The 22,795-nt window shown below is 41.2% G+C and carries 27 protein-coding genes; 7 read left to right on the top strand and 20 right to left on the bottom strand.

The annotated features are described in order from the left end of the window. Positions 1-85: 85 nt before the first annotated feature. Positions 86-1,258 carry an FtsW/RodA/SpoVE family cell cycle protein gene (locus ACZYRN_RS07435; protein WP_488910894.1) on the bottom strand — a complete coding sequence of 391 codons (1,173 nt, stop codon included), beginning with the start codon at positions 1,256-1,258 and terminating at the stop codon, positions 86-88. A gap of 154 nt (positions 1,259-1,412) precedes the next feature. On the opposite strand from ACZYRN_RS07435, the gene ACZYRN_RS07430 reads away from it, so the two are divergent. Next, positions 1,413-1,733 (top strand): thioredoxin family protein, encoded by a 321-nt coding sequence (locus ACZYRN_RS07430; protein ID WP_488910893.1) that lies wholly within the window; start codon positions 1,413-1,415, stop codon positions 1,731-1,733. A gap of 239 nt (positions 1,734-1,972) precedes the next feature. On the opposite strand, the gene ACZYRN_RS07425 is transcribed toward ACZYRN_RS07430, so the two are convergent. The 3 genes from ACZYRN_RS07425 to ACZYRN_RS07415 are packed head-to-tail and all read right to left on the bottom strand — an operon-like array spanning position 1,973 to position 3,902. After that, entirely contained in the window at positions 1,973-2,761 is a 789-nt protein-coding gene (locus tag ACZYRN_RS07425; protein WP_488910892.1) for an ABC transporter permease, read from the bottom strand. Continuing rightward, on the bottom strand, positions 2,758-3,666 hold the full coding sequence (locus ACZYRN_RS07420; protein WP_488910891.1) for an ABC transporter ATP-binding protein: 909 nt from the start codon (positions 3,664-3,666) through the stop codon (positions 2,758-2,760). Before ACZYRN_RS07420 ends, ACZYRN_RS07425 begins: the two co-directional genes overlap by 4 nt. Then, positions 3,663-3,902, bottom strand: coding sequence for a PLD nuclease N-terminal domain-containing protein (locus ACZYRN_RS07415; protein ID WP_488910890.1), 240 nt, complete (start codon positions 3,900-3,902; stop codon positions 3,663-3,665). The genes ACZYRN_RS07420 and ACZYRN_RS07415 overlap by 4 nt, the downstream gene beginning before the upstream one ends. 172 nt (positions 3,903-4,074) lie before the next feature. Here ACZYRN_RS07415 and ACZYRN_RS07410 point away from each other — a divergent pair, with 172 nt between their 5' ends. Continuing rightward, entirely contained in the window at positions 4,075-4,614 is a 540-nt protein-coding gene (locus ACZYRN_RS07410) for a helix-turn-helix domain-containing protein (protein WP_488910889.1), read from the top strand. A gap of 131 nt (positions 4,615-4,745) precedes the next feature. Here ACZYRN_RS07410 and ACZYRN_RS07405 read toward each other — a convergent pair whose 3' ends face one another. Both ACZYRN_RS07405 and ACZYRN_RS07400 read right to left on the bottom strand, forming a co-directional pair. Next, positions 4,746-5,663: a CobW family GTP-binding protein gene (locus ACZYRN_RS07405; RefSeq protein ID WP_488910888.1), complete on the bottom strand. Its 918-nt coding sequence runs from the start codon at positions 5,661-5,663 to the stop codon at positions 4,746-4,748. Between the two features lie 114 nt (positions 5,664-5,777). Beyond that, on the bottom strand, positions 5,778-5,921 hold the full coding sequence (locus ACZYRN_RS07400) for a hypothetical protein (RefSeq protein WP_488910887.1): 144 nt from the start codon (positions 5,919-5,921) through the stop codon (positions 5,778-5,780). A 289-nt stretch (positions 5,922-6,210) separates the two neighbouring features. Between ACZYRN_RS07400 and ACZYRN_RS07395 the strand changes: the two genes are divergently transcribed. From ACZYRN_RS07395 to ACZYRN_RS07385, 3 genes are all read left to right on the top strand, one after another. Next, a complete protein-coding gene (locus ACZYRN_RS07395; RefSeq protein ID WP_488910886.1) occupies positions 6,211-6,669 on the top strand; it encodes a hypothetical protein in 459 nt (152 codons plus the stop codon). 139 nt (positions 6,670-6,808) lie between these two features. Beyond that, positions 6,809-7,498, top strand: coding sequence for a response regulator transcription factor (locus ACZYRN_RS07390; protein ID WP_488910885.1), 690 nt, complete (start codon positions 6,809-6,811; stop codon positions 7,496-7,498). Then, positions 7,485-8,915: a HAMP domain-containing sensor histidine kinase gene (locus ACZYRN_RS07385; protein WP_488910884.1), complete on the top strand. Its 1,431-nt coding sequence runs from the start codon at positions 7,485-7,487 to the stop codon at positions 8,913-8,915. Before ACZYRN_RS07390 ends, ACZYRN_RS07385 begins: the two co-directional genes overlap by 14 nt. Positions 8,916-8,938: 23 nt before the next feature. Here the strand turns inward: ACZYRN_RS07385 and ACZYRN_RS07380 are convergent, their stop codons facing one another. The 13 genes from ACZYRN_RS07380 to nirB all read right to left on the bottom strand — a co-directional run bounded on the left by ACZYRN_RS07380 (position 8,939) and on the right by nirB (position 20,484). Then, positions 8,939-9,904 (bottom strand): siderophore ABC transporter substrate-binding protein, encoded by a 966-nt coding sequence (locus ACZYRN_RS07380; protein WP_488910883.1) that lies wholly within the window; start codon positions 9,902-9,904, stop codon positions 8,939-8,941. An 18-nt stretch (positions 9,905-9,922) separates the two neighbouring features. After that, positions 9,923-10,681 carry an iron ABC transporter ATP-binding protein gene (locus ACZYRN_RS07375; protein ID WP_488910882.1) on the bottom strand — a complete coding sequence of 253 codons (759 nt, stop codon included), beginning with the start codon at positions 10,679-10,681 and terminating at the stop codon, positions 9,923-9,925. After that, positions 10,681-11,628: an iron chelate uptake ABC transporter family permease subunit gene (locus ACZYRN_RS07370; protein WP_488910881.1), complete on the bottom strand. Its 948-nt coding sequence runs from the start codon at positions 11,626-11,628 to the stop codon at positions 10,681-10,683. The genes ACZYRN_RS07375 and ACZYRN_RS07370 overlap by 1 nt, the downstream gene beginning before the upstream one ends. After that, entirely contained in the window at positions 11,621-12,571 is a 951-nt protein-coding gene (locus ACZYRN_RS07365) for an ABC transporter permease (RefSeq protein ID WP_488910880.1), read from the bottom strand. Before ACZYRN_RS07365 ends, ACZYRN_RS07370 begins: the two co-directional genes overlap by 8 nt. A gap of 106 nt (positions 12,572-12,677) precedes the next feature. Next, complete coding sequence (locus ACZYRN_RS07360) at positions 12,678-13,106, bottom strand: MarR family winged helix-turn-helix transcriptional regulator (protein WP_488910879.1); 429 nt, start codon at positions 13,104-13,106, stop codon at positions 12,678-12,680. A gap of 222 nt (positions 13,107-13,328) precedes the next feature. Continuing rightward, a complete protein-coding gene (locus tag ACZYRN_RS07355; RefSeq protein ID WP_488910878.1) occupies positions 13,329-13,457 on the bottom strand; it encodes a hypothetical protein in 129 nt (42 codons plus the stop codon). Positions 13,458-13,610: 153 nt separating this feature from the next. Continuing rightward, the gene (gene hflX, locus ACZYRN_RS07350) at positions 13,611-14,879 is read right to left on the bottom strand and encodes a GTPase HflX (RefSeq protein WP_488910877.1); all 1,269 of its coding nucleotides are present in this window, start codon (positions 14,877-14,879) and stop codon (positions 13,611-13,613) included. Positions 14,880-14,980: 101 nt separating this feature from the next. Continuing rightward, on the bottom strand, positions 14,981-15,802 hold the full coding sequence (locus tag ACZYRN_RS07345; protein WP_488910876.1) for an undecaprenyl-diphosphate phosphatase: 822 nt from the start codon (positions 15,800-15,802) through the stop codon (positions 14,981-14,983). Positions 15,803-15,852: 50 nt separating this feature from the next. After that, a complete protein-coding gene (locus ACZYRN_RS07340; RefSeq protein WP_488910875.1) occupies positions 15,853-16,152 on the bottom strand; it encodes an AbrB/MazE/SpoVT family DNA-binding domain-containing protein in 300 nt (99 codons plus the stop codon). 91 nt (positions 16,153-16,243) lie between these two features. After that, positions 16,244-16,843 carry an alpha/beta hydrolase gene (locus ACZYRN_RS07335; protein ID WP_488910874.1) on the bottom strand — a complete coding sequence of 200 codons (600 nt, stop codon included), beginning with the start codon at positions 16,841-16,843 and terminating at the stop codon, positions 16,244-16,246. A gap of 129 nt (positions 16,844-16,972) precedes the next feature. Then, on the bottom strand, positions 16,973-17,725 hold the full coding sequence (gene cobA, locus ACZYRN_RS07330; protein WP_488910873.1) for a uroporphyrinogen-III C-methyltransferase: 753 nt from the start codon (positions 17,723-17,725) through the stop codon (positions 16,973-16,975). A gap of 20 nt (positions 17,726-17,745) precedes the next feature. Continuing rightward, the gene (gene nirD, locus ACZYRN_RS07325) at positions 17,746-18,069 is read right to left on the bottom strand and encodes a nitrite reductase small subunit NirD (protein ID WP_488910872.1); all 324 of its coding nucleotides are present in this window, start codon (positions 18,067-18,069) and stop codon (positions 17,746-17,748) included. A gap of 18 nt (positions 18,070-18,087) precedes the next feature. Beyond that, positions 18,088-20,484, bottom strand: a complete 2,397-nt coding sequence (gene nirB, locus ACZYRN_RS07320; RefSeq protein WP_488910871.1) for a nitrite reductase large subunit NirB — start codon at positions 20,482-20,484, stop codon at positions 18,088-18,090. Positions 20,485-20,666: 182 nt separating this feature from the next. On the opposite strand from nirB, the gene ACZYRN_RS07315 reads away from it, so the two are divergent. Both ACZYRN_RS07315 and ACZYRN_RS07310 read left to right on the top strand, forming a co-directional pair. Continuing rightward, positions 20,667-20,993 (top strand): MerR family transcriptional regulator, encoded by a 327-nt coding sequence (locus tag ACZYRN_RS07315; protein ID WP_488910870.1) that lies wholly within the window; start codon positions 20,667-20,669, stop codon positions 20,991-20,993. 299 nt (positions 20,994-21,292) lie between these two features. Continuing rightward, entirely contained in the window at positions 21,293-21,832 is a 540-nt protein-coding gene (locus ACZYRN_RS07310) for a tyrosine-type recombinase/integrase (RefSeq protein WP_488910869.1), read from the top strand. A gap of 89 nt (positions 21,833-21,921) precedes the next feature. On the opposite strand, the gene ACZYRN_RS07305 is transcribed toward ACZYRN_RS07310, so the two are convergent. Then, on the bottom strand, positions 21,922-22,614 hold the full coding sequence (locus tag ACZYRN_RS07305) for a universal stress protein (RefSeq protein ID WP_488910868.1): 693 nt from the start codon (positions 22,612-22,614) through the stop codon (positions 21,922-21,924). Positions 22,615-22,795: the final 181 nt, after the last annotated feature.

Genomic DNA, 22,795 nt, shown 5'->3' with positions numbered 1-22,795 from the left:
CCTAACTCCCCCATTCGTGTTTCTTCTTCCATTATAATCCTCTGCTGTATCCCCGGAAAGCAAAAAAACCCGCACAAATGGCGGGTTACGGATTATCTGATGAAAACATGTAATGACGTTCATTAAAGGTAATGGAAAAAACGAGCGCAATGGCAAACATATTTCCCATAAGGGAACTGCCTCCGTAACTAATAAACGGCAATGGAATACCGGTAATGGGCAGTAAACCAATCGTCATGCCGATGTTTTGAAACGCATGAAATGTAATCATCGCGATGACGCCAGCACACATATACGAATAATACGGCACTTTCGTCGTTAAAGCGAGTTTTGTAATATGGTAAATGAGCACGAAAAATAAGCTGACAACGATTGATGCGCCAATAAAACCGTACTCTTCCCCAATAATACTGAAAATAAAATCCGTATGGCTTTCCGGCAAATAAACTTCACGGAAACCAAATCCTTTTCCCATCGTTTGACCGGATCCAATTGCAAGCAATGATCTTGTTAAATGGAAGCCAGTGGAACTTTCATAGTTATACGGGTCAAGCCATGCATAAATGCGCCCGAACTGATACTGCTTGACACCAAGGTATTTTTCCAAAATCGCCGGGTGCCAAAGCATAAGATAAAAAATAAGTGTAATCAAGGCGGTCGCACTGCCAAAAAGCGGTACTAAAATACGCCACGTAATGCCTGAGACGAAAATCATACCAAGCAAAATGGCAATCAACACAAGCGATGTCCCAAGATCGGGCTGCTGCATAATGAGCAGGAGCGGTACAGCCGTCGTGGCTCCAAGCTTTACGAGCAGCATAAAATCACTTTGAATGGTCTTAATCGGATTTTTCACATGATGATTTACCATGATGCGCGATAGCGTCAAAATGAGAAATATTTTAAAAAACTCGGATGGCTGAATTTGTCCGATACCCGGGAATCTATACCAACTTTTGGCTCCGTTAATGGTCGGTGCAATGGATGATGGTGCAATAATTAAAAAAACCAATAGAATAATCCCGATACCATATAAATACCATGACATGCCATGATATTGATCCGAATCAAAGCGGATAAACAGCGCAATAATACCGAGGCCGACCATATACCAGACAACTTGCCGGACGACAAAGTTTGTATCATATTGTCCGGTCGTCTGTGCACTGTAAATCGCGACGCAGCTGACAACGAACAGCATAAACAATATTAAAAACAAACCGTAATCAATGCGGCTGGATGGTTGTTCAGTATTCATATAATTTCCTCTTTCTTCTCAAAATAGACCAACTATTATTATAACGTTATTGCGGCATTGTACAACAGTCAAACGGTTCAAAAGCAAAATTCTACATGAAATAGACATAGACGTGCTACAATAACGATATTGCAAAATAGAAAGGATGTTTGAGATGGAAGAAATTAAAACAAGCGATCAATTTGAGCAGCTGGTTGCCAGCAGCGAACCGGTTATCGTTAAATTTTATGCCGGCTGGTGTCCGGACTGCACACGTATGGACATGTTTATTGACGACATTATTGCAGATTACGGACAATATAAATGGGCGAAAATCAACCGGGACGATTTTTCAGACATTGCAGAAAAGTACGATGTAATGGGCATTCCAAGTCTTTTATTGTTCCAAGATGGCGAAAAATTGGCTCATCTTCACAGCGCCAATGCAAAATCCCCCGAAGAAGTACGCGACTATTTGAAAAGCTTGCCTGCTTAACATGAATAAAAGGGCTGTTTGTCTAAGATTGTTAGATAAACAGCTCTTTTTAATTGTATCGTTAAAGCCTTCTTACAGCCGTAAGAACAACAAGCTAGACTAGCCGTACGTTTTTTTCATTCAACATATCCACTTGCATTGTCGTTTTAATAATGCGCAAAATGTTATCGCGATGATCGTTGAGATAAAAATGATTACCTTTTCGCAATAGTTAACAACGGTTTCACCCTCCCGTCTTTTTAATCCTGATGAAATTTCTTTTGAGAAATCCAATAATACGCGACTGCCATTGCCAGCACAGCCCAGATGATTGTAATAAACAGATTGCCGTTCAAGCTAGATTGGGTAGACCCTGTGATCAGTGTTTCCGCAGCGTGTTGACTCATGCTAGCCGGATTCAGCAAATCAATCATCGGATGCAGCCCGGTGATCATCCGGCTCACCAGAAGGAAAACAATGCTAATTAAAGCAATAATACCTTGCCCGTTGAATATGGTACTGATCATAGCTGTAAAGGAGACCATAAAAAGTACCCAGATTAGATAGATTAATAATGCTTTAAGTAAATATGAGGTCGGCACACTTGTAAATAAATAGCTGACATATAAGTACGAAATAAAATAGCCTAAGGTCACGCTCACGGCTACAAACAAATAATTCGAGACAATTTTCCCGCCGATGTAGGACCAAACCGTGACAGGTCTTGTCAAAATAAAGGCAAGCATGCCATTGGCTTTATCTGCTTGAATAACGCCCATCATAGAAATAGCAATGATCATAATACCGAGCTGATCAAATTGGGAGCCAAGTGTTGCCGCCATCACCTGTCCGCCTTCCTGTTGAACCATCGCCGGGTCAATTGTAATGCCTTGGCCTCCGCCTAGTGCTCCCAAAATAGACGGGAGGTAATAAGTAACTACTGACTGGGTGGCACCTATAAATATAAACACGAGCGGCAGCCAAATAATCTTAAAGTCACGAATCATTTGAACATACTCTTTATTTATTAAAACAATCATGGCATTCATGCACCCACCACCAATTTCAAGAAAATTTCTTCAAGCGTATCGCTGCTGCCTACTTCGAATCGAATGAGATCCACATCGTTATCCAGTGCATTTTTCAGCAATAGATTTTTATGCTTCTCAATGCTGTCGACTGTAATTTTTACTTTATTTCCAATCATTTCTGTTTTCTTCACAAATGGAAGCCGTTCAACTAATTGAACCCACTGCTGGTCTTTCGGAGTGATTTCCATGACGACAGCCGGTTCACGGTTCCGGCTTAACAATTCTGCCATCGTTGTGTCTTCTATTTTCTGGCCATTTTTGATAATGACGAACCGTTCACATATTTCCTCTGCATCGCTTAATATATGGGTGGACAACAAAATAGTCGTTTCTTTTTTAATTTCCTGGATCAAATTCAGGACTTCCCTTCGGCCGATCGGATCCAATGCCGAAACCGGTTCATCCATAACAATAAAAGAAGGTTGATGAAGAAGTGTCTGTGCAATGCCAAGTCTCTGCTTCATTCCTCCTGAAAACGTCCGAACTTTCACATTTTCTTCACCGGCGAGCCCGACTTTCGCCATAATGACTGGAATCTTTTCCAGTAATTCTTTTTTCGGGATATTCGAAAGCTTCCCCATAAACAGAAGCGTTTCTTTCGCTGTCATCCATGGGAAAAAATTTGGATACTGGGGTAAATAACCTATCTCGCGCTTCATTTTTGAAATGTTTTTTCCATCAAGAAGAACTTCCCCCTCATCTATACGGAGGATATTTGCGATCATCTTAATTAAGGTAGATTTACCGGCTCCGTTTGGCCCAATCAAACCTACACATTGCCCCGTTTCGAGCTCCATTGAAAATTGGCTGACGGCCGATTTTTCCTTAAACTTCTTAGTAACGTTCTTAATTTCCAGTTTCATGATACTGCATCATCCTTTCTTCCTACTGCGAGATATAAAATCGGACCGATTGTATTGAAAAACAAAATGATCAGTGTCCACATGAAAACATTACTTCTCGTCTTGCGGTGCCGGTATAAATCAATGAGTGCGATTAGGATGAGGATAAGGGCCACCGCTATAAATGGCAAAAGAATCGGCAATATTGCTGTCCAATCGATACTTTTTAATTCGTCCAATCCATAGTGAAGTTGCAAAACGTTCATCTCCTTTATGAGTAAATTTATTTTATTATCATTATCGATAACGATAACACAATATTGGATTTTTTGCATTTGTTATTTATATTGATAATGTTATCATTACAAATAATGATATACTATTTTATAAACCAATGCTGTAGAAGCTCTTATTCTAGAAGGAGATAAAATGACCAATAAAGCTGATGTTTTAATGCACCCAGTAAGAATGAAGATATCTCAAGCCCTTATGCGAAATAAAGAAAATGGGCTGACGCCTCTTGAAATGCTGAAAATCATTAAAGATGTACCCCAGGCAACGCTATATAGACACATCCAAGTACTGCTAGACGCTGGCGTACTAAGGATTGTTAAAGAAAAAAAAGTCAGATCTGTATTTGAAAAATATTATGTTCTTAACGAAGATGCTGCTCGTTTGGATGCAGAAGAATGGAAAGAATTATCGATAGAGAAAAAACTCAATTATATTTCTTATTACCAACTTTCCTTGCTGACCCAGTATCAAACGTATCTTTCCTTATTAGAAGAAAAACATGATTCAGATGATCGGTCAACCTTTTCATTATTAGAATTAAAAATTGACGACCAGCTCTTCGAAAATTTCCAAAATGAATTAAATGACTTAATGCTCAAATATTATCAAAGAAATACTGAAAATTCTGATACCCCTACACGCACGATAGCCGTGACCATTATCCCCGAATCTTAATAATTGTTTCGATATAACTTTGGTGAAATCAACCTGCCCGTTAATTCACGATAAAAAACAAACAAGCCGGTTCGCATAAGCAGACCGGCTTGTTTGACATGCAAATATCTTGTTTTCAGTATAGATCCAGATTAAAAAAGCTTACCGTCTAAACGCTCCAACTCTTGCTTCAGCTGTTCTGTATCAAGCTCGTCACCAATCACGACGATAACAGACGGGCGTTTAATCGGCTGTGGCTGAAAAAAAGGCACACCGTACGCATATTGAAACAATTCCGGACGATCACCTGAATCTTCAAATTTCATAAATCCTTTTATTCGCAGAACCGAATCTGGCAAACCAGCTACCCACTTTGTAAATTCAGCGCGCGGCACGTGATTTGTAAATTCATACGCCATTGTCCGGACATGCAAATGATGGTGAGCATGATGGCCGCCATCTGAATTACTGCCGCCATTGCCAAATATCATTTCTTCATCCGTTTTCCCAAATATCATTTCATGCAAAACTACTTTTTCATTTAATGACTGAATCTCTTTTTTTATTTCAGTGAGGGCTTCAAGCGATACTAAGTCAGTTTTCGTCAGCGCGACTACATCACTCCATCGCGCCTGATCTTCCATCAGCTTACGATGGGCAATCGGCAGACGGTTTCGTTCCATCCATCGTGCGCAGTCAACAAGCGTAATGATCCCCTTCACATCAATCTGCATCGCAATGACTGGCGAAGTGCACGCATCCAATACTTCCATCGGATGAGCAGCACCTGTCGCCTCGATATAGATCACATCTGGGCGATGCTCTTTATACAGTGTCAGCAATTCGACTTCTATTTCATCTTTAATCGTGCAGCAAATACAGCCATTTAGCATATCGCGCACCGCGGTATCTTCTCCAAGCAGCGCTGAATCGACAGACATAGAACCAATCTCATTCATTAATACAGCCACTTTACGGCCCGCCTGCTTCTCTTTTTCGAGCAACTGTACAAGCAGCGTCGTTTTTCCGCTTCCAAGAAACCCGCCGATAATAAATAAATCTGTTTTCATTTCGCCACACCTTCCACCAATCATACTTACTATTTATCATCCTATTACCTATTTTAGCGTAAAGACACCGCCAGTAGAAATCAAAATAAAAAGCAGGAGAACAAGTCTCCTGCTTTATTCCGGCTTCATAACCGGCGCTAGCTTTTCTGTAATCAAATTGAGTATTGCTGTAAGGTCCATATCTTTCTGCTCGCCATGTGAACATGCTTCTTGCATTACTTCAAGCAATATGTACTGTTCTTTAGACATAGGTTCCATGAACTCTCCTTTTATGAGATAAAATCCCTTACATGTATATAATTGAATTATATATGGATAAAGGGATTTCTGTATATAAGCCTTTCCTCATTTTCTTTTATTCGTCTTATTCCCCCTTTTTCCTTTAAAAAACGTGTAAATTTATGTATTTTTTCTCATTTTAATACGAAATATTTAGATTGTTGATGAAATACATCGAAAATTTGCCTATTTGACATTGACCTGACACATTTCTTTTATACAATGAAAGTATTAAATAAAGTGTACATACAAATCAGGAGGAATAATCATGAAGAAGAAGACCATGTCATATGTTATGACCGGCGCCCTATCGATTACGATTTTAAGCGGTGTTCCCTCTTCTCCAGCTCAAGCGGCTTCTCCACAACTTATAAAAGAACAGGTGGCACCATCCGTAACACGAACCGGAACGAAAAATTTTGCAGATGTCATTGAGGAACAAGCATTGGCACTCGGTATTAATATTAAAGGCGATAATCTAGAGATAGCAGCGAAAAAGGTACGGCTGGCCAAACTGCAAAATCAGGCAGCAGCACTTAACATTCAAACAGACGGAAAAGATGAAAAAACCATCCGCCTCGAAGTAAAAAGAGCACATGAACGGAATGTTTACAGTACGGCAGCTCATCTTGGTATTAACACAGAAGGAAAACGATTGAGAGACATTATTGCATCTATTTCAGAGGTAAATCCCGAAGCGGCTGTACAACTGAATGGATTTTATTAAACCGGGCGGCTAATGACCGGTTTTTTAATTTGTATGGGTGAAATCATTTATGATCAAGTAGATTTCATTACACTTGTACTTATTTGTTCACGTTCAAATGATTTTCATTGTATAATTTAACCAAAATGAGGTGTTGAAAATGCAGACGATTTTAGTTGCTGAAGATGAACCGGCGATTAGCCAAGTGCTAAAAGTCTATTTAGCGAAAGCGGGCTTTCACGTTATACAGGCTTACAGTGGCACAGAAGCAATCGAAAAATTTCATACACACTCCCCGTCTCTCGTCCTGCTTGACGTGATGATGCCAAAAAAGGATGGCTGGGCCGTTTTAAAAGAAATTCGTATGGAGAGTATGTGTCCAGTCATTATGCTAACAGCACTGAATGACGTGAATTATCGGCTGGATGGGCTTGATGGCGGTGCGGATGATTACATTGCAAAGCCATTTATCGCAGATGAAGTGGTCGCACGTGTACGAGCTGTTTTACGCCGGGCTGATGACGGAGGAAAGCCCACGGAGGAAACGCCCCATACATATGGAAGCTTAACGATCGATTTTAAAGCGCATCGTATCACGCTCTTTGGCAAAGACGTTACATTCACACCGCGTGATTTATCGTTATTTTTATTTTTAGCCGCTGCACCGAACCGCACATTTACACGGGAGCATCTGCTCGATGAAGTGTGGGGACACGATTACGAAGGCAGTGACCGGGCTGTTGACTTATCGATAAAGCGGATTCGGAAAGTGCTGGCGAAATGGCCATCAACTGAGGGAGAAATTAAAACGCTGCGTGGATTGGGGTATCAGTTTGTTGTGGAAGAGTAAAGAGCGGCGTATTTCGCTCCTCCGCTACTGGACGACACGCTATGCCATCACACTGGCACTTGGCTTGCTTATACTTGCCTTGCTTTCTGTCGTCTGGATTCGGCATACGACGATCGAAAACAGGCTTGATGTATCAGAATTTCTTGCAGCGGAACTTGCCATCCGGATTGCCGGAAGCCAGGAAGATGGCAATAGATCCAATACGTATATTGATGATGATATGATCGAGGCGCGTGATGAACTGATGAATATGGAGGCCCCCCCTTCTATCTATATTACGGATGCAACCGGCGTCATTTTGTCGGCAAGCGATCATGACTTATACAGTAAAGACTCTTTTCCAAATCTGATTTTAAAAAAGAAACAGGACGTGCAGACCTTTCCCGGTATGAATGACGATCACACCATTGTTTATTTAATTAAAAAGCCAATTACCGTCAATAATGTTACATTCGGATGGGTCGTTATGCTTCAGCCTGAAGGTGAATTCGCGGATTTAAACGAAGAATACCGGCTTCTTGCTTTACTTATTTTAGGAAGCGGATTGCTCGGCTGGGCCGCGATTTACATTTTATCGCGCCGTCTCGCCCGTCCCATTAGTGAAGCTGCTGCTGCTGCGAAGGAAATTCGTGATGGCAATTACAGCGTGTCACTCATGCCGTCTAAAGCGAAAGAACAGGAAGTGTATGATCTTGTTACATCCTTTAACGATATGGCCATTCGCCTTGAGCAGCTTGAATCGATACGAGCGGAACTTCTTGCCGGTGTCACGCATGAACTAAAAACACCGGTCACTTCTATAAGCGGCCTTTTACAGGCGGTAAAAGATGGCGTCGTCACGGATCATGAAGCACAAGAGTTTATTACGATTTCATTAAATGAAACAGAGCGGCTGCAGACAATGATTAATGATCTGCTCGAATTTAATACATTTGCAGCGGATGTACTTCCTGTTTCACCTTCACCTCATGAAATAAACAAATTGACGCGCGACATCGTGCATGAATGGAATTTGGCGCGTAATCCAGGTGGTATTCCTGTCCATTTTTATCCGTCGGACCATGATATACGCATTTTGACTGATCCTGTTCGTTTCCGGCAAATTATGATGAATTTGCTGAACAATGCAGCTCATGCGATTGAAGATGCCGGAGGGATGACAATACGTGTGCACGATAATGAAGAATTTGCTTCCATTGATGTCATTGATACGGGAATCGGGATACCAGCATCTGAGCAAACGCTCATCTTCGAACGTTTTTACCGCGGTGAAAACAAAAAGTTTAAAGTGCGCGGACTCGGACTTGGGCTTCCGTTTAGTCAACTTCTCGCACGGGCGATGGAAGGCGACTTAACATTGAAAGAAACATCACAACTAGGGACAACTTTTACGTTAACCGCAAAAAAACAGCGATGACATTTCTGTCATCGCTGTTTTCATCATTCTGTAATTCCTTTTTCAATTTCATTAGCTTGTTCAAGAACAGACTGAAGTCCGCCGCCTGACAAGTACCATACATTAGGATCAAGATAGACTACATTGTCGTTCGCTACTGCTTTCGTATTTTTCACAAGATCGTTTTCAACCACTTGCTTCACAGAAGATTCACCTTCCCCTTCTGTTACGACTGCACCGCGGTCAACGACAAACAAGTAATCCGGATCTGTTTCAACAAGGTATTCAAAAGAGATACTTTGTCCATGAGTCGATACTTCAATGTTTTCATCTGCCGGTTTTACGCCAAATACATCATGAATGATACCAAAACGTGATGCTGGACCGTACGCACTGATTTTTCCTTCATTTGCCAGAATGACAAGTCCATTTCCTTCCATCGTTGACGCTTTTTCGTTCAATGCTGCTACTTTTTCGTCGATTGTCGCTAATTTCTCTTCTACTTCTTTTTCTTTGCCAAAGATTTCGCCAATCGTCGTAGCATTTGATTTAAAGGACTCCATGTAGTTCGCTGTATCCACTGCAAGGTAAACCGTCGGAGCGATTTCAGCAAATTGATCATAAAGGTCCATTTGACGGCCGGAAATGATGATTAAATCCGGTGCCAATTCATTAATTTTTTCAAAGTCAGGCTCTTTCAAGCTGCCTGTGTTTGTGTATTTTTCATCTTCAAACTTTGACAAATAATCAGGAATGTTTTCTTTCGGAAGACCAACTGGCTCAATACCAAGCTCCGCCATCGTATCAAGTGAACCAAAGTCAAACACGACTACTTTTTCAGGATTAACAGGAACGGTCGTCTCACCAAGCTCATGAGTAACTGTTACTTCTGTCGGTTTTTCATCATTTTCAGCTGGTTCTGCATTTTCTTCATTCGATGTAGAGGCGTTACAGGCTGCCGCAATCATGGAAAACAGTGCCATAACAATCAATAGTAAATACTTTTTCATTTTCATTTCGTCTCCTTGTTAGCTAAAATACACACAAATTTTTTGGTTATTAATTTCTTTAATTGGCATATCCATTCCGTAAATCTGCTTTAATGTAAGGCTTGTAATAATTTCATTAACTGTTCCTTGTGCTTCAATTTTGCCGTCTTTAAGCGCAACGATGTAATCTGAATACACAGAGGCAAAATTAATGTCATGAATAACGATTAAAATCGTTTTGCCAAGCTCATCTGCAAGACGGCGGAGCACTTTCATAATTTGAACAGAGTGCTTCATATCCAAGTTATTCAGCGGCTCATCAAGCAAAATATATTCCGTATCCTGAGCAATCGTCATGGCGATGAATGCCCGCTGCTTTTGCCCGCCGGATAATTGATCTAAATATTTATCCTGCATATCTTCAAGTTCCATGTAGCGAATTGCTTCATCAATGAACACTTGATCTTCTTCCGTCAGTTTCCCCTGTGAATACGGGAAACGGCCGAATGAAATAAGATCACGGACAGAAAGGCGTAAACTTAAATGATTGGACTGTTTTAAAATCGCTATTTTTTTGGCGAGATCGCGGCTTTTCGTTTCTTTCACTTTTTGCCCGTCGATCAGCACTTCCCCTGTATCGGCAGAGAGAAGACGACTAATAATGGAAAGGAGTGTACTCTTCCCCGCACCGTTTGGACCGATAAATGATGTGATTTTGCCTTTTTCAATATTGACTGACACATTATCAACAACTGCTTTCAATCCGTATGATTTCGAGACCGATTGTACTTCAACCATTATGTCCGACTCTCCCTTAGTAGTAAGTAAATAAAATAGATGCCACCGATAAAGTTAATAATGACACTAAGCTGCGTTGAAAATGTAAAGACATGTTCAACGAGCATTTGTCCTCCTGCAAGTGCAACAATTGACACGAGTGCAGATGCAAAAATTAACGTGGAATGCTTGTATGTTTTAAACATTTCGTAAGCGACGTTCACGACGAGCAATCCGAGAAATGTAATGGGCCCAACAAGAGCCGTTGCGACAGAAATAAGGATGGCTACAATGACGAGCAGCCGTTTCACTGTGTAATCGTATTCAACGCCAAGGTTGATTGCTGTTTCTTTTCCAAGCGAAAGCACATCCAAATACTTCACAAACTTTAGTAAATAAAGCAGCGTCACACCGGTTAAAACGGCAGCCATCAAGAGTACTTCCGTCTGAACATTATTAAAGCTCGCAAACATCCGGTCTTGAATAATTTGAAATTCATTCGGATCAATAAGTACTTGCATAAACGATGTAAAACTGCCGAAGAATGTACCGAAAATTAAACCAAGCAACAGTAAAAAGTAAATGTTTTGCCCTTCACGGCGAAACAATAGCCGGTATAAAATCAGGGCGAAAACAACCATAAAACCGATTGAAATCGCAAAGTTTATTTGTTTGTTCATAACCGTCAAACTTGTAGAACCGAGGAAAAACACGAGCGTTGTCTGAACAAGCATGTAAAGCGAGTCGAGGCCTATAATACTCGGTGTTAAAATCCGGTTGTTCGTGACAGTTTGAAATAACAATGTGGCAATGGCAATAACCGTTCCGGTCAATACAATAGCCGCAATCTTTTCCGCACGGCGCGGCAGCGCGTAATCCCAATTAGGTCCGAGTTCAATGAACATGTACCCGGCAATCGAAGCGCCTGCCAAAATCAACAACAGTATCAGTTTGCTTTTTTCACGCATAATCCCGTCTCCTCATCAACAAGTAAATAAATAATCCGCTTCCGATAACGCCGACTGTAAGGCCGATCGGAATTTCATATGGATAGATGAGAATGCGGCCAAGAATGTCACAAAACAAAATGAATACTGCGCCGAGAAGCGCTGTGTCAAACAGGCTATTTTTTAAATTGTCTCCTCTATAAATAGAAACAATGTTAGGTACGACAAGTCCGAGGAACGGAATAAGCCCTACTGTTAACACCACAATGGTCGTGGATAAAGCCACAATAACAAGACCAATGTTCACCGCTTGCTTATAATTTAAGCCAAGATTGCGGGCAAAATCTTCTCCCATGCCAGCAATCGTAAAACGGTCTGCAAATATGTACGCAAGAACGACAAGTGGTATGCTTATATAAAGCATTTCATAGCGGCCAGCTGTAATCATTGAAAAGTCTCCCTGCAGCCAGGCGGACATATTTTGAATTAAATCATACTTATACGCAAAAAACATCGTAATGGAGCTGATAATATTCCCAAACATTAATCCGACGAGCGGGATAAAGATCGGATCTTTCATTTTAATCCGGTCAAGAATTTTCATAAATAAAAATGTGCCGGCCAGCGAGAAAACAAAAGCCACAATCATTTTTTCAATCGGACTCGCTGACGTGAAGATAATAAGCGAAACTAAGATTCCGAATCGGGCTGAATCCATTGTTCCTGCAGTTGTAGGGGATACGAATTTATTGCGGCTTAACTGCTGCATAATAAATCCGCTAATACTGAGCGTTACACCTGCAATTAAAATACTGATCAGCCTTGGGACACGGCTTTGCCAGAAAATTTGCGTTTGTTGGTCGTCAAAGCGAAACAAGTCAAAGGGTGAAATGTTTGTGACACCAACGAATAACGAGGCAATTGATAATAAAATGAGCACTATGACTAAATAACGTTTTTTCATAACATGTCCTAACCTTCGTATTGCTGTCAAAGAAATAACGATAGAGAAATTCATTCTCAATTGAAAGGAAAAATATAGTTGCCGATTGCAAACCGGCAATGTACTTTCAAGATAAGTTTCGGCGAATTTGATCCAATATCCTTAGTGTTCTTCCAAATTCTTCAAGGTCAATACCGACAGAGGCATCGGCAATTGTCTGCTTTGCTATTGCAATATAAACATCTTTCATCCGCTTGCTTTCATCTGATAAAAACACGAGGTTTACCCGCTTATCAGTTGGATGGGGCTTTCTGACAATATGTCCGTTCCGCTCCATATTCGCCACAATCCGTGAGACGCTCGGTTCATCTCTCTCGTTTAACACGGCAAGCGACTGCTGTGTCTGCCCATCACGGTCATAAAGCCGGCTTAACACCTGCCACTGCTCATGCGTAATCGGATACCCTTTCAAGCGAAAATAATGGTTCAGCCGGTTTGTCATACTCCGCGAGCCTTGAAACAGCTTATATCCAAGCGAGTCATCCAGCTTATACATCATCATTCTCCTTTGACAGCTTCTCAATTTATTTTAAGGGAAAGAACTTGTCGATGCAAGTAGTTGTCCGTTAAACACGCTCTTTTAATGGCGCAAGTGTGAACATCTCATTCATGGATTTAATGCTTTTTGCGATGTATAGTTGCATGAAAAGCGTCTTTATCTCTCTACAGGCATTGACTTCCTCCTTCAATTCAATTGATAATTATTTTCATAACCTTATTATAAATGATAACGATTTTCATTGTCAATATATTTTCCGATAGAAATCATTTTCCATCCGCTCTTTCTTTCCGTAATGAAGATGCGCGGTGTTGCAAACTGATGAAAGCTATTTAGGATCTGTCTCATGAGCTCCTTTCCCAAAAGAAATAAGATCGAATTTTCCATATGTGATATCGCAATCATTTCCTAGATGGAAAAGGTTTTTTTAGTCTAAATTTCTTCTTATAAATAAAGTGAACAAAAAAAACAGCCTTTGCAACAAAGGTCTGTTTTCATCGTTTATTTTACGACAAACGACTTATATCTTTCATAATCCGATCGATGGCACTCAACAGCCAGTTTCGTTCCTTCTTCTTCATATGCCGTTTCAAAAATCGTGGCCTGTTCGTTGAAATAAGAGACGACTTCTCCTTCATCATATGGAATCAACAATTCACAGCGGACGTAATCTTTAAACAAATGACTTTTCATCACTTCCGTCAATTCCAAAATACCTGCGCGTTCTTTTGCGGATAAATACACTGAATTGCCGGCTGCTCCCGGATAATCAATGCCCGCAAGATCCGCTTTATTGTACGCATAAATAACTGGCATATCTTTTGCACCGATATCAACAAGTGTTTTTTCCGTAATATCAATCATCGTTTGGTACTGCGGGCTAGACACATCAATAACATGAATAAGCAAATCCGCAGCCGCTGCTTCTTCTAGCGTCGAGCGGAATGCTTTTACTAAATGATGGGGGAGTTTATTAACGAATCCAACTGTATCCGCCAGTAAAAACTCTTTTTTATCCGGCAATGTAATGCTCCGGACAGACGTATCGAGTGTGGCGAACAGCATGTCTTTTTCAAATACTTCTGACCCGCCGCCCACATATGTTTGCAGCATCGCATTCATGACGGTCGATTTGCCCGCATTCGTATACCCGACAAGCGCGGCAACCGGCATATTGTTTTTCTCGCGCTGCTTCCTTTGCACAGTACGCTGTTCAGATATTTTCGCAAGTTCTTTGCTGAGATAGGCAATTTTCGTTTCAATTTTCCGCCGATCAAGCTCAAGCTTCGTTTCACCCGCCCCACGGTTTTTAAAACCTGATCCGCCGCCTTGGCGTCCGAGCGCAATGTACGTACCGACAAGACGTGGCAGCATATATTGAAGACGCGCCATCTCTACTTGCAGCTGCGCTTCTTTCGTTTTTGCCCGCCGTCCGAAAATATCAAGAATGAGCATCGTCCGGTCAATTACTTCACAATCGAGTTCTTTTTCCAAGTTCCGAATTTGCGACGGAGATAATTCCCCATCAAAAATGACGACGTCTGCTTCCTTATATTCAGCAAGCGATTTCAGTTCTTCTACTTTGCCAGTCCCCATGTAAAGCGCCGAATGAATACGCGGCAAGTTTTGCGTCAGTTCACCCCGTACCTCAATGCCGCACGCTTCTGCAAGGTTTTTCAATTCTTCCATTGAATAGGCAAAATCATCTCCGTTGTCGAGGTTCACACCGGCAGTGATTCCTTTTAACTGATCCAGTTTCGTTTCATTCATCTATTTTCCTCCGTTGTAAAAAAACCGCAGACGACTGCCTGCGGTTTCAATTCGTTCTATTATCTTATCATGCCCTAATGGCGCAAATCAAACAGCGCCACTTAAAGAAAAACGAAATAAATAACAGCAGCCAGTACAATCCGATAAATAGCAAACGGAACGAGCTTAATACGGTTAATTAATTTCAAGAAGAATTTAATGGATATAAGGGCAAAAACGAACGCACTAATAAAGCCGACCACGAAAAATGGCATCGCGTCCATCGTAAAATACTGCCAATTTTTCAAGAGGGACAAAAAGCTGGCGCCAAACATGATCGGTACGGCCATAATGAACGTAAAATCAGCTGCGGCTCTATGACTCATGCCAAGCAGCACGCCGCCTGAAATGGTAGAGCCTGAACGAGAGAAGCCCGGCCACAGCGATAAACATTGAATGAGTCCGACGGATAACGCTTGTCCATACGTAATTTGGTCGACAGTTTCTATTTTTCTTTTACGGCCGCCAATTAAATCTGCTGCAATCATTAAAAACGCACCGACAACAAGACCGATTAACACCGTTTCCGTTGTAAATAAGTGTTCATCAATATAATCTTCAAACAGAACGCCTAGCACACCCGCTGGAAGCAAGCCGACGATCACATGTGTTAAGCGAAGCCTTCCGCCTTGTCCGCGTGTTTCTTTGTTTAACCCGAGTAAGTCAATAAATCGATTTCTAAATACAACAACAACCGCTAAAATAGAACCGAGTTGAATAACGATTTTAAACGTGTTTGCTGCATATTTCCCTAGAAATACTTGTGATTGCAGCCACATATCATCAACGATAATCATATGCCCTGTTGATGATACTGGCGCAAACTCTGTTAATCCTTCAACCAAGCCAAGAATAATTGCTTTTAAAAGAGTAATAAATTCCATATGATAGCTCCTTCTTGTGATTTCCACTCTTTAAAATAGCATGTTTCGCATTATATGCCAACTTTTATCCAATAAGACTGAATTTCATCCATCAGCCAAATTGCTCCTTCTTTACTAAGCACAATCCCTCCGCTAAAATGTCGATGGTCTTTTGATATCGTCCCTGTCATTAGACACGTTTTTTCCTCTCCATCAAAATGAGATTCATATTTTCTTATAATAATGCGTTCTTGCTCATAAGCGATTGCAACCCAGTCTGATCCTTGAATGTTCAGCTTTTTACGGATTCCTTTTGGAATGGTGACTCTTCCTTCTTGATCGACAACATGTCTTATGATTATTTCTTTCATCATTCGCCTCCCATGATCCATATGTACTACTAACATTACATTCTTTTTCATTTATGTCAAAATAAAAAAGAATGCGTCATTCACGCATTCTTTAAGTATTCTTTTTATACCAATCTGCAGCTGCTTGTACTTCTGTTCCCGTCAGCGTATGGCCATTTTGCTCCCAATGTACAGCCGTTCTTGCTCCTGCATGCTCGAGCAGCTGCTGAAGCTCTTCTGTTTCCTCTGGCGAACATAACGGATCATTTTTTCCAGCTGCCATAAAAACAGGGACACCGGTTAAATCGGGCAGCTCTATCCCGCGGCGCGGTACCATTGGATGATGTAAAATAGCTCCCTTTAATGATCTTTCATAATGGAAAAGCAAACTTGCTGCAATGTTCGCCCCATTTGAATAGCCGATCGCAATGACTGAATCACGGCTAAACCCATATTGTTTTGATGCATCATCAAGAAATTCATTCAGTTCTTTCGTACGGAAAATTAAATCCTCTTCATCAAAAATCCCTTCCGCTAAACGTCGAAAAAACCGGGGCATCCCATTTTCCAGTACGTTGCCGCGTACACTTAATACAGAAGCTTCCGGATCAACAGCCTGTGCAAGCGGCAGTAAATCCCGTTCTGTGCCGCCTGTCCCGTGCAGCAAAAGTAATATGTTCTCATTTTTCCCTTCGTGAAAAAGATGTTTCATTTAAACCCCTCCATTTTTATCTCGAATTAAAGGTAATTCTACAGGATGAATGATAATCCGTCAATTATATATGCGCTCAGACAAAAAAACCCCCAGCAAATTCGCTTTGCCGGGGTCATTATTGACTGTTTAATAGGCCGCCACTCTTCCTTCTTGCTGCTGCAGTAACTCCCGGCATTTTACTACATTGCCAACAATAATAATCGCCGGGTTTCCAAGTGGACTCTTTTCCGCCACTTCTGCAATAAGATTCAGAGGAGCAGTGATAACACGTTGATTCGCCGTCGTCCCTTGTTCAATAATCGCAGCCATCGTCTTGCCGTTCCGCCCATTTTTCATTAATGCCTCGCAAATATTCGATAAATTCTTCATGCCCATATAGATGATAATTGTATCGACTGCTGTTGCTAAATGCGCCCAGTTCACTTCCGTTTTCCCGCTCATCTGATGACCTGTGATTACTGCAAAAGAATTTCCAAATTCACGGTGCGTTACCGGAATGCCGGCATAAGCAGGAGCAGCGATACCCGCTGTAATACCCGGAATAACGTGGAACTTGATACCAAACTTTGTTAAATACGCCGCTTCTTCCCCGCCTCTGCCAAAGACGAACGGGTCTCCGCCTTTTAAGCGTACAACCACTTTCCCCTGCGCAGCGTATTTCACCATAAGCCGGTTAATCCGGTCCTGCTTCATTGTATGGCATTGAGGATATTTTCCACAAAAAGTTCGGATAGCAGATGGTTTTGCTGCATCGAGCAGCTGTTTATTAACAAGACGATCATAAAGAATGACATCTGCTTCTTGAATTGCTTTTAGTGCTTTTACCGTGATTAATTCCGGATCCCCTGGTCCCGCCCCAACAAGATACACTTCACCCATCTATTCTGCCCCCTTTTTATTCAAATTAAAATAAACACATTGCCATCTTCAATTTTTACATCAAATGTTTTCACACAGCCGATATCGGGTGACTGAACTTTTCCATCCGTCGTACAGATTTTCCAATCATGCATCGGGCAAAAAACATGCTCGCCGCTGACGATTCCTTCTGCAAGCACACCACCTTTATGGGGACACCGGTTTTCAATAGCACGAACATTGCCATCCGCCAGCTTAAACAAAGCAATTTCAAGTGAACCCACTTGAACAGTCCGCCCAATTTTTTCAGGCATTTCATCCAAAACGGCTACCTTTATCTGCTCAAGTGTTTTTTTTATTTTCATTGTCCTTTCTCCTTCCCCTTATTTTGTTAAACGGACTGTCTCATATAGTTCCTTGCGAATTTTCTTACTTTCAATTACTTCTTTCCACGGTTCTTTTGTAACGGACAACGCTTCATCAATTCGAGCATTTAGAGCGTCGCGCGTTTCTTTATCGGCCAGTACTTCTTTAATATGGTCAAGTCCGACACGCTCCACCCAGACTGATGTACGCTCAAGGTAGGCAGCATCTTCACGGTAATATTGCATGAATGCCCCAATCATTTCCATTACCTCTTCATTTGTCGTCACTTTGCAGAATAAATCTGCTGCCCGTAAATGCGTACCGCCGTTGCCGCCGACATAAATTTCCCAGGCGCCGTCTACACCAACGACACCAATGTCTTTAATACCGGATTCCGCACAGTTACGCGGGCAAGCTGAAACGGCCATTTTCACTTTATGCGGCGTACCGATTCGTTCAAATTTTTTCTCTATGGCGATCCCCATTGCGATTGAATCCTGTGTCCCGAACCGGCAGAAGCTTTCACCAACACATGTTTTTACGGTACGTAATGTTTTTCCGTACGCGTAACCCGACGGCATATCAAGATCGGCCCATACGTTCGGCAAATCTTCTTTTTTCACACCGAACAAATCAATCCGCTGTCCGCCGGTTACTTTAATAAGCGGCACTTTATACTTGTCGGCTACATCCGCAATCTTCCGAAGATCGGCCGCTGACGTAACACCTCCGTACATACGGGGAACGACTGAATAAGTACCGTCTTTTTGAATATTTGCATGCATTCTTTCATTGACGAAACGTGATTCTTTCTCGTCTTCATATTCAGTCGGGTTGATCATGCCAAGATAATAATTAAGTGCCGGCCGGCATTTCGAACAGCCGTCTTCTGTTTTCCAGCCAAGTACATTCATCACTTCGCGCGTATATGTCAGCCCTTTTTCACGAATCGCTTTTACGACATCATCACGTGACAACGTTGTACAAACACAAACCGGTTCTTTTTGATCCGCTTTTTCAAACTTGTCACCGAGTGTATGCGTCAGAATATCGACAACAAGCGGTTTACAGCCGCCGCATGAACGGGATGCACTCGTACATGCTTTTACTTCTTCAAATGTCGTCAAACCGAGCTTCTTGATCGCCTCTTTAATCGTCCCTTTCGCTACACCATTACAGCCGCAGACAAGCTCACTATCCGCCATCGTCGCTGTCATGCTTTCTGCTGCTTCTTCAGTATCGATATATTCCTCTACATTTGCCCGCTTGTTAATAAGGTTCAACAACTTTGATCCTTCACTCGTGTCACCAAATAGCACGGCGCCGGTCATTTTCCCGTCACGAATGATGATTTTTTTATAAACACCTTTCCAGTCATCAAACATTTTAATCGTTTTTGTCTCTTCGTCTTCTACAATTTCACCAACAGAAAACACATCGACACCGGATACTTTTAATTGAGTAGATAATACAGAACCTTCATATCCCCGCGTCTGTTCACTGCAAATATGGGCAGCCATTGCTTTCCCTTGCTCATAGAGCGGTGCAACGAGGCCGTACACAACTCCTCTGTGTTCTGCACATTCTCCCACTGCATATACATTCGGAGTACTCGTTTCCATATAATCGTTAACAAGAATTCCCCTATTTACTTCAATACCGCTTTCTTTCGCAAGCCCTGTATTTGGACGAATGCCTGCTGCCATTACAACAAGATCTGCATCAATGACTTCTCCATCAACAAAACGGATTGCTTCAACACGGTCACCGCCAATAATTTCTGCGGTCTGTTTATTCATTAAGAATTTCATTCCTTGTTTTTCGAGCTCTTTTCGCAGCATTTTGCCGGCCGTTTCATCCAACTGCCGCTCCATTAAGCAATCCGAAAGATGAATAACATGAACATCCATTCCGAGATGTAATAGCCCGCGTGCCGCTTCGAGACCGAGCAGCCCTCCGCCAATAACAACTGCCTTTTTATATACTTTTGAACACTCAATCATTTTTTCACAGTCTTGAATATCACGAAATGCAGTTACGCCTTCTTTATCTGATCCCGGCACCGGAATGATAAACGGGAGTGAGCCTGTTGCGATAATTAATTTATCGTATGAAACGCTGCGTTCTTTGTTTGTTTGGACAAATTTCTCTTTCGTATTAATGTGAACGACTGTTTCGCCTGAATAAAACGTAATATTATGATCTTCATACCAGTTCCAGTCATTCAATGTAATATCTGAGATGGCCGTATCTCCCTGCAGCACCTTTGACAGTTGAATCCGGTTGTAGTTTGGATACGGTTCTGTTCCGAAAATTGTTATATGAAAGTGATCCGGTCGGACGCTTAAAATTTCTTCGATCGAACGGACACCAGCCATTCCATTTCCAATCATAACGACTTTTTCTTGATTCATAAAACATCCTCCTCAGTGGCTGTTGATACAATTGATTATAGAAAAGGAAAAAGAGATCGTCATGATAAATGTCATATAATCTAACACTGTTTTTAAAATAGTTATATTATATAACATAATAGCGTTACATTTATTGATTAAACTCGATATACTATATTTACAATCCAATTCGAGGTGAGTGTATGACAGATGAAGAAAAAACATACAAAACGAAAAAGGTCATTACGATCGGGATTGTCAGCGAGCTAACAGGGTTGTCCGAACGGCAAATACGCTACTACGAAGAACGGAAGCTCATTTTCCCTGAGCGGTCAGACCGCGGCACACGCAAATACTCATTCGACGACGTAGAAACATTGATGGATATTGCTAATCAAATGGAGGACGGTGTACGTACATTTGAAATTAGACAAGAAATGAAAAAGAAACCTGATAAAGATAAATTGAAACGAAGTATGATTAAAGGACAACTGAACGCACAATTTGGTCTGCAAAAAAGATTAAAGTAACGAAAACAGACTTGCCCGTAGCGGCAAGTCTGTTTTCGTTACTTTAGCTTGCTAAGTATAACAAAGTGAATCTTCCATCAGTGGAGGTTTCAGCCTCACAGGAAGTGACGTTCTTAGTCTGCGCTCCGCTACCTCCCAGGAACTCAGGAGCGCCACGTCCTGCGGCAATACCTGAGTGACCAGGCTCAGCATGGGCCGAACCAATCGGGCCTTTACGGGCAGTTTGTCCCCACTTATCATTTGAATGTTACTTAATGGGATGATATCATTATATTAAGTAACATCAAGGAGAGAAGACAGTGGAATATGTGAACCCGATAAAAAACATACATGAAATACAATTAATGAAGGAAAGTTTAAAAAAACACTCAAGTCGGGACTTTGTCTTGTTTGTATTAGGTATCAATACTGGACTTAAAATTAACACGCTTCTGTCTTTAAAAATCAATCAATTGGTAGACGAGTCGGGAACAATCTTTTCATTTCTTCATGTAGACGATCAAACAATTTATTTGAATGATCAAGTGAAATCCGCTTTAACGTTTCATTTGCAACAACATACAACGACGATGGATGATTATCTTTTCAAATCACCCAAAAGTGAATTGCCCATTTCGCGTCAACACGCCTATCGTGTCATCAACGATGCGGCAAGAAAAGCGGGGATACAGGATCAGATTGGCACTCATACGCTGAGAAAAACCTTTGGCTATCATGCCTATATAAAAGGGGTGGCTATTTCCCTGATTCAAGCCCGGTTTCATCATGCTACTCCTTCAGAAACATTTCGTTATATCGGCATAGATGCTACCGACCAAAAAATAGATGTAAACTTATAGCCTTTCTTCTAACAACCCATACAAAAAAAGCCTGCAGAGAAAATTGCTTCTTTCTTCGCAGGCTTTTAAAACAAGATGGTTCTTTTCTTTTATTCTTTATGTTTAAAGATCTCTTCCTTAATAGACGCGTGAATAGAAGTAGGCTCTGTAATTCGATCGTCAGTTACATGAAGTTGACACGTTTTATTGTCTTTAATGAATTTGAATACACCATTATTAAAATCCGTCCCGGTTTCTTTGTAAAAGATTCCTTCATGAATGACTTCATCAGAATAGATAAAGCTAATGCGGTATTCTTCATTGGATTTTACTAAATAAGCTCTTGTTCCGTTATCAAAAAGATTGTCCTCGTCTTCAACAGAGCGGTCGATCGACACAATATGAAAATCGACAAATGAGATTTCACGTAATAAAGTGTTGACAAAAGATCCCTTTTTAATTTCTTCCCAACGACTTTGAGGGGACTGCCCCAAAATAATTTGGGTAATATTTAATTCACGGGCAACTTCAGCAATCACTTTTACAGGTGCTCTCTTTTCATTGTCGCGGATGATTAACTCTTCCGCATCGTGCTCTTCCGCGAGAGCTTTCCATCGATCAATATAAGCGGCTTTGTCTGCACTTAATTCTTCTTGAGGCAGCGAATCAACCGTCAGAATGTAAAGCGGACAATCAAGCATATTTGCCAGTTTGCATCCGCGCTTAATTAGACGCTCACCATTCGGCCCATAATATACACAGACTAAAATACTCTCATCCATGCGAGCTCTCAATTTTTTCATAACAATTACACCTCTATATATCATTTTTGATAACTTTTGTTCACTTTATATATGTTTAAGTCCTGAAATGAAAACAAATACGAAAAGATATTTTTGTGTCCCAAATGATTAGAATATAACGGAGTTTTCGAAATTTCAACCCCTAAATTTTTTAATGGTATTTTACTTTATTTATATTCCC

The sequence above is a fragment of the Domibacillus sp. F004 genome (assembly GCF_057814295.1).
This window is presented reverse-complemented; position numbering and strand designations above follow the sequence as displayed.

Coding starts and splice junctions, on each gene's coding strand:
- ACZYRN_RS07435 (WP_488910894.1), bottom strand. CDS start 1,258: ATGAATACTGAACAACCATCCAGCCGCATTGATTACGGTTTGTTTTTA.
- ACZYRN_RS07430 (WP_488910893.1), top strand. CDS start 1,413: ATGGAAGAAATTAAAACAAGCGATCAATTTGAGCAGCTGGTTGCCAGC.
- ACZYRN_RS07425 (WP_488910892.1), bottom strand. CDS start 2,761: ATGAATGCCATGATTGTTTTAATAAATAAAGAGTATGTTCAAATGATT.
- ACZYRN_RS07420 (WP_488910891.1), bottom strand. CDS start 3,666: ATGAAACTGGAAATTAAGAACGTTACTAAGAAGTTTAAGGAAAAATCG.
- ACZYRN_RS07410 (WP_488910889.1), top strand. CDS start 4,075: ATGACCAATAAAGCTGATGTTTTAATGCACCCAGTAAGAATGAAGATA.
- ACZYRN_RS07405 (WP_488910888.1), bottom strand. CDS start 5,663: ATGAAAACAGATTTATTTATTATCGGCGGGTTTCTTGGAAGCGGAAAA.
- ACZYRN_RS07400 (WP_488910887.1), bottom strand. CDS start 5,921: ATGGAACCTATGTCTAAAGAACAGTACATATTGCTTGAAGTAATGCAA.
- ACZYRN_RS07395 (WP_488910886.1), top strand. CDS start 6,211: ATGAAGAAGAAGACCATGTCATATGTTATGACCGGCGCCCTATCGATT.
- ACZYRN_RS07390 (WP_488910885.1), top strand. CDS start 6,809: ATGCAGACGATTTTAGTTGCTGAAGATGAACCGGCGATTAGCCAAGTG.
- ACZYRN_RS07380 (WP_488910883.1), bottom strand. CDS start 9,904: ATGAAAAAGTATTTACTATTGATTGTTATGGCACTGTTTTCCATGATT.
- ACZYRN_RS07375 (WP_488910882.1), bottom strand. CDS start 10,681: ATGGTTGAAGTACAATCGGTCTCGAAATCATACGGATTGAAAGCAGTT.
- ACZYRN_RS07370 (WP_488910881.1), bottom strand. CDS start 11,628: ATGCGTGAAAAAAGCAAACTGATACTGTTGTTGATTTTGGCAGGCGCT.
- ACZYRN_RS07365 (WP_488910880.1), bottom strand. CDS start 12,571: ATGAAAAAACGTTATTTAGTCATAGTGCTCATTTTATTATCAATTGCC.
- ACZYRN_RS07360 (WP_488910879.1), bottom strand. CDS start 13,106: ATGTATAAGCTGGATGACTCGCTTGGATATAAGCTGTTTCAAGGCTCG.
- ACZYRN_RS07355 (WP_488910878.1), bottom strand. CDS start 13,457: ATGAGACAGATCCTAAATAGCTTTCATCAGTTTGCAACACCGCGCATC.
- hflX (WP_488910877.1), bottom strand. CDS start 14,879: ATGAATGAAACGAAACTGGATCAGTTAAAAGGAATCACTGCCGGTGTG.
- ACZYRN_RS07345 (WP_488910876.1), bottom strand. CDS start 15,802: ATGGAATTTATTACTCTTTTAAAAGCAATTATTCTTGGCTTGGTTGAA.
- ACZYRN_RS07340 (WP_488910875.1), bottom strand. CDS start 16,152: ATGAAAGAAATAATCATAAGACATGTTGTCGATCAAGAAGGAAGAGTC.
- ACZYRN_RS07335 (WP_488910874.1), bottom strand. CDS start 16,843: ATGAAACATCTTTTTCACGAAGGGAAAAATGAGAACATATTACTTTTG.
- cobA (WP_488910873.1), bottom strand. CDS start 17,725: ATGGGTGAAGTGTATCTTGTTGGGGCGGGACCAGGGGATCCGGAATTA.
- nirD (WP_488910872.1), bottom strand. CDS start 18,069: ATGAAAATAAAAAAAACACTTGAGCAGATAAAGGTAGCCGTTTTGGAT.
- nirB (WP_488910871.1), bottom strand. CDS start 20,484: ATGAATCAAGAAAAAGTCGTTATGATTGGAAATGGAATGGCTGGTGTC.
- ACZYRN_RS07315 (WP_488910870.1), top strand. CDS start 20,667: ATGACAGATGAAGAAAAAACATACAAAACGAAAAAGGTCATTACGATC.
- ACZYRN_RS07305 (WP_488910868.1), bottom strand. CDS start 22,614: ATGAAAAAATTGAGAGCTCGCATGGATGAGAGTATTTTAGTCTGTGTA.